Source organism: Chryseobacterium artocarpi (assembly GCF_001684975.1).
In the GTDB taxonomy this organism is placed as follows: domain Bacteria; phylum Bacteroidota; class Bacteroidia; order Flavobacteriales; family Weeksellaceae; genus Chryseobacterium; species Chryseobacterium artocarpi.
In genome coordinates this window covers 1-5,374 of sequence record NZ_MAYH01000004.1, presented here as the reverse complement: position 1 = coordinate 5,374, position 5,374 = coordinate 1, and the positions used below count along the sequence as shown (strand labels likewise).

Genomic DNA, 5,374 nt, shown 5'->3' with positions numbered 1-5,374 from the left:
TTAAGGTTACATAAAAAACTTTAAATTTTTCTTTCAAAACATTTGGTCATTACGAAATAAAGTTTTACTTTTGCACTCGCAAATACGGAGCGACACTGACAGAAAGATTGCTTCGTTACAAAGCGGAAGATATAAAGATCATTGACATACAATATAACAACCAAGTAAGGAAAAACTAAAGCGTCAAAACTTTGAGTGAGTCAGACAAACATACAATGGAGAGTTTGATCCTGGCTCAGGATGAACGCTAGCGGGAGGCCTAACACATGCAAGCCGAGCGGTAGAGATTCTTCGGAATCTTGAGAGCGGCGCACGGGTGCGGAACACGTGTGCAACCTGCCTTTATCTGGGGGATAGCCTTTCGAAAGGAAGATTAATACCCCATAATATATTTGTTGGCATCAATGAATATTGAAAACTCCGGTGGATAGAGATGGGCACGCGCAGGATTAGATAGTTGGTGAGGTAACGGCTCACCAAGTCAACGATCCTTAGGGGGCCTGAGAGGGTGATCCCCCACACTGGTACTGAGACACGGACCAGACTCCTACGGGAGGCAGCAGTGAGGAATATTGGACAATGGGTGAGAGCCTGATCCAGCCATCCCGCGTGAAGGATGACGGCCCTATGGGTTGTAAACTTCTTTTGTATAGGGATAAACCTACTCTCGTGAGAGTAGCTGAAGGTACTATACGAATAAGCACCGGCTAACTCCGTGCCAGCAGCCGCGGTAATACGGAGGGTGCAAGCGTTATCCGGATTTATTGGGTTTAAAGGGTCCGTAGGCGGATTTGTAAGTCAGTGGTGAAATCTCACAGCTTAACTGTGAAACTGCCATTGATACTGCAAGTCTTGAGTGTTGTTGAAGTAGCTGGAATAAGTAGTGTAGCGGTGAAATGCATAGATATTACTTAGAACACCAATTGCGAAGGCAGGTTACTAAGCAACAACTGACGCTGATGGACGAAAGCGTGGGGAGCGAACAGGATTAGATACCCTGGTAGTCCACGCCGTAAACGATGCTAACTCGTTTTTGGGGCGCAAGCTTCAGAGACTAAGCGAAAGTGATAAGTTAGCCACCTGGGGAGTACGAACGCAAGTTTGAAACTCAAAGGAATTGACGGGGGCCCGCACAAGCGGTGGATTATGTGGTTTAATTCGATGATACGCGAGGAACCTTACCAAGGCTTAAATGGGAAATGACAGGTTTAGAAATAGACTTTTCTTCGGACATTTTTCAAGGTGCTGCATGGTTGTCGTCAGCTCGTGCCGTGAGGTGTTAGGTTAAGTCCTGCAACGAGCGCAACCCCTGTCACTAGTTGCCATCATTAAGTTGGGGACTCTAGTGAGACTGCCTACGCAAGTAGAGAGGAAGGTGGGGATGACGTCAAATCATCACGGCCCTTACGCCTTGGGCCACACACGTAATACAATGGCCGGTACAGAGGGCAGCTACACAGCGATGTGATGCAAATCTCGAAAGCCGGTCTCAGTTCGGATTGGAGTCTGCAACTCGACTCTATGAAGCTGGAATCGCTAGTAATCGCGCATCAGCCATGGCGCGGTGAATACGTTCCCGGGCCTTGTACACACCGCCCGTCAAGCCATGGAAGTCTGGGGTACCTGAAGTCGGTGACCGTAACAGGAGCTGCCTAGGGTAAAACAGGTAACTAGGGCTAAGTCGTAACAAGGTAGCCGTACCGGAAGGTGCGGCTGGAACATCTCATTTTAGAGCGTCGTTAGACGATAAAAAAATTAGTATCGCAAGATACAGTACTTACTTAAAGTATAGCTTTAGTTTTTTGTTTGGTTGATATATAAAAATACAAAACCCACTAGAAATTAGTAAAGGGATTGAGAGAGACAAGGATTAAGATAATAGGGTCAGTTAAATCTGATATCTAGTATCTGAAATCTGTTAGTCTAACAGACAGTCTCGTAGCTCAGCTGGTTAGAGCGCTACACTGATAATGTAGAGGTCGGCAGTTCGAGCCTGCCCGAGACTACTAATTAAAAAGACGGGAAGATATAAGATGCAAGACATCAGATTTTAAGTCTGATATCTGGAATCTGGAATCTGAAGTCTACTAGAGGGGGAATTAGCTCAGCTGGCTAGAGCGCCTGCCTTGCACGCAGGAGGTCAAGGGTTCGACTCCCTTATTCTCCACAGTTTTGGAGGTTTAGTTTAAAAGTGACGATTGGAGCCAAAAACAACAATTGTTTACTAAACCAAAAAGAAGACATTAAGATCATTGACATTAACGGTAAAGACATCACAAAGAGAAAACCGAGCGCATAAAGCGCTTGAGTAACCAATAGGAAAGAAATCGTTAAGGGCGTATGGCGGATGCCTAGGCTTTCAGAGGCGAAGAAGGACGTGGTAAGCTGCGAAAAGCTGCGGGGATTGGCACACACGAATTGATCCGCAGATGTCCGAATGGGGCAACCCAATACATTGAAGATGTATTATCCCTTAGGGGAAGCAAACCCGGAGAACTGAAACATCTAAGTACCCGGAGGAAAAGAAATCGAAGAGATTCCGTAAGTAGTGGCGAGCGAAAGCGGATTAGCCCAAAAGCTTTTATATGTTTAATAGAATGTTCTGGAAAGAACAGCCATAGAGGGTGATAGCCCCGTATATGAAAGGCATACATAAGTGATAAATGAGTAGGGCGGGACACGTGAAATCCTGTCTGAATATGGGGGGACCATCCTCCAAGGCTAAATACTCCTGAAAGACCGATAGTGAACAAGTACTGTGAAGGAAAGGTGAAAAGCACTTCGAATAGAAGGGTGAAATAGAACCTGAAACCGTACGCCTACAAGCGGTCGGAGCAGCTATATGCTGTGACGGCGTGCCTTTTGCATAATGAGCCTACGAGTTAATTTTACTAGCGAGGTTAAGGTATTAAGTACCGGAGCCGGAGCGAAAGCGAGTCTGAATAGGGCGGATAGTTAGTAGGATTAGACGCGAAACCTTGTGATCTACCCATGGGCAGGTTGAAGCTCTGGTAACACAGAGTGGAGGACCGAACCGGTTGACGTTGAAAAGTCTTCGGATGACCTGTGGGTAGGGGTGAAAGGCCAATCAAACTGGGAGATAGCTCGTACTCTCCGAAATGCATTTAGGTGCAGCGTCGTATATAAGTTTATTAGAGGTAGAGCTACTGATTGGATGCGGGGGTTTCATCGCCTACCAATTCCTGACAAACTCCGAATGCTAATAAATGTTCTACGGCAGTGAGGGCATGGGTGCTAAGGTCCATGTCCGAGAGGGAAAGAACCCAGACCAACAGCTAAGGTCCCAAAATATATGTTAAGTTGAAGCAACGCGGTTGGACTGCATTGACAGCTAGGATGTTGGCTTGGAAGCAGCCATTCATTTAAAGAGTGCGTAACAGCTCACTAGTCGAGCGGTCCGGCATGGATAATAATCGGGCATAAACATATTACCGAAGCTATGGATTTATAATTTATTATATCTGGTAGGAGAGCATTCTATTTGCGCCGAAGCAGTACTGTGAGGTATTGTGGAGCGGATAGAAAAGAAAATGTAGGCATAAGTAACGATAAAGCGGGCGAGAAACCCGCTCACCGAAAGACCAAGGCTTCCTCAGCCATGCTAATCAGCTGAGGGTTAGTCGGGACCTAACGCGAACCCGAAAGGGGTAGTGGATGGACAATGGGTTAATATTCCCATACTTGCTCACGAATAAAGGGGACGGTTGGATGTAGCTGCTGGAGACTGACGGAATAGTCAAGGCTTAGCCTTCGGGCGAAGCTGCTGTAGTGTAATCTGATCCAAGAAAAGCCGAAGTGAAGCAACCCGTACCAAAACCGACACAGGTGGTCGAGGAGAGAATCCTAAGGTGCTCGAGTGAGTCGTGGCTAAGGAACTAGGCAAAATAGTCTCGTAACTTCGGAAGAAGAGACGCCATCAGCAATGGTGGCCGCAGTGAAGAGGCCCAGGCGACTGTTTATCAAAAACACAGGACTCTGCTAAATCGAAAGATGCTGTATAGGGTCTGACACCTGCCCGGTGCTGGAAGGTTAAGGAAGGTGCTTAGGGTTAAACCGAAGGCATTAACTGAAGCCCCAGTAAACGGCGGCCGTAACTATAACGGTCCTAAGGTAGCGAAATTCCTTGTCGGGTAAGTTCCGACCTGCACGAATGGTGTAACGATCTGGGCACTGTCTCAGCCACGAGCTCGGTGAAATTGTAGTATCGGTGAAGATGCCGATTACCCGCAATGGGACGAAAAGACCCTGTGAACCTTTACTATAACTTCGTATTGACTTTGAGTAAGTAATGTGTAGGATAGGTGGGAGGCTTTGAAGCAGGCACGCTAGTGTTTGTGGAGCCGACGTTGAAATACCACCCTTTACTTACTTGGAGCCTAACTTCTTTCAGAAGGACATTGCGTGGTGGGTAGTTTGACTGGGGTGGTCGCCTCCAAAAGAGTAACGGAGGCTTTCAAAGGTACCCTCAGCACGCTTGGTAACCGTGCGTAGAGTGTAATGGCATAAGGGTGCTTGACTGTGAGACCTACAAGTCGATCAGGTGCGAAAGCAGGACATAGTGATCCGGTGGTTCCGTATGGAAGGGCCATCGCTCATAGGATAAAAGGTACTCCGGGGATAACAGGCTAGTCTCCCCCAAGAGCTCACATCGACGGGGAGGTTCGGCACCTCGATGTCGGCTCGTCACATCCTGGGGCTGGAGAAGGTCCCAAGGGTTGGGCTGTTCGCCCATTAAAGTGGCACGCGAGCTGGGTTCAGAACGTCGTGAGACAGTTCGGTCTCTATCTATTGCGGGCGTTAGATGTTTGAGAGGGCTTGATTCTAGTACGAGAGGACCGAATTGAACAAACCTCTGGTGTATCAGTTGTACCGCCAGGTGCACCGCTGAGTAGCTACGTTTGGAAGAGATAAGCACTGAAGGCATATAAGTGCGAAACTCGCCTCAAGATGAGACATCTTTTAAGGGTCGTTGTAGATGACGACGTTGATAGGCTATAGGTGTAAAGACAGTAATGTCATAGCCAAGTAGTACTAATTACCCGTAGATTTATAGTCTATGGTTACTAATATAAACCAAGTGCTTTATGCGCAGCGAAGGTTTTGTCTTTGTGAAAGTTTTTATCGCTTAAAACAGATGTCAGCTAAAAGACATCAGATAGCAGACTTTAAAGTCTGAACTCTGAGCTCTAATTTCTGATATCTTATATACAACCTTTAGGGTGGTTTTAGCGGTGGGGCTCACCTGTTCCCATTCCGAACACAGAAGTTAAGCCCACCAGCGCCGATGGTACTGCTAACGCGGGAGAGTAGGTCGCCGCCAGTTTTTATTTTATTTTTAAAAGTCTCATACAGT

At 46.9% G+C, this 5,374-nt stretch carries 2 tRNA genes and 3 rRNA genes; all 5 read left to right on the top strand.

The window, feature by feature from the left end:
• Positions 1 to 212: 212 nt before the first annotated feature.
• The 5 genes from BBI01_RS04425 to rrf all read left to right on the top strand — a co-directional run bounded on the left by BBI01_RS04425 (position 213) and on the right by rrf (position 5,344).
• Positions 213 to 1,729: ribosomal RNA gene (locus BBI01_RS04425) — 16S ribosomal RNA — on the top strand.
• A 203-nt stretch (positions 1,730 to 1,932) separates the two neighbouring features.
• A tRNA-Ile gene (locus tag BBI01_RS04420) sits at positions 1,933 to 2,006 on the top strand.
• 87 nt (positions 2,007 to 2,093) lie between these two features.
• A tRNA-Ala gene (locus BBI01_RS04415) sits at positions 2,094 to 2,167 on the top strand.
• Positions 2,168 to 2,320: 153 nt separating this feature from the next.
• Positions 2,321 to 5,076 (top strand): 23S ribosomal RNA (locus tag BBI01_RS04410).
• Between the two features lie 160 nt (positions 5,077 to 5,236).
• A 5S ribosomal RNA gene (gene rrf / locus BBI01_RS04405) occupies positions 5,237 to 5,344 on the top strand.
• The 16S, 23S and 5S rRNA genes sit together here with 2 tRNA genes alongside, the layout of an rRNA operon.
• Positions 5,345 to 5,374 lie beyond the last annotated feature (30 nt).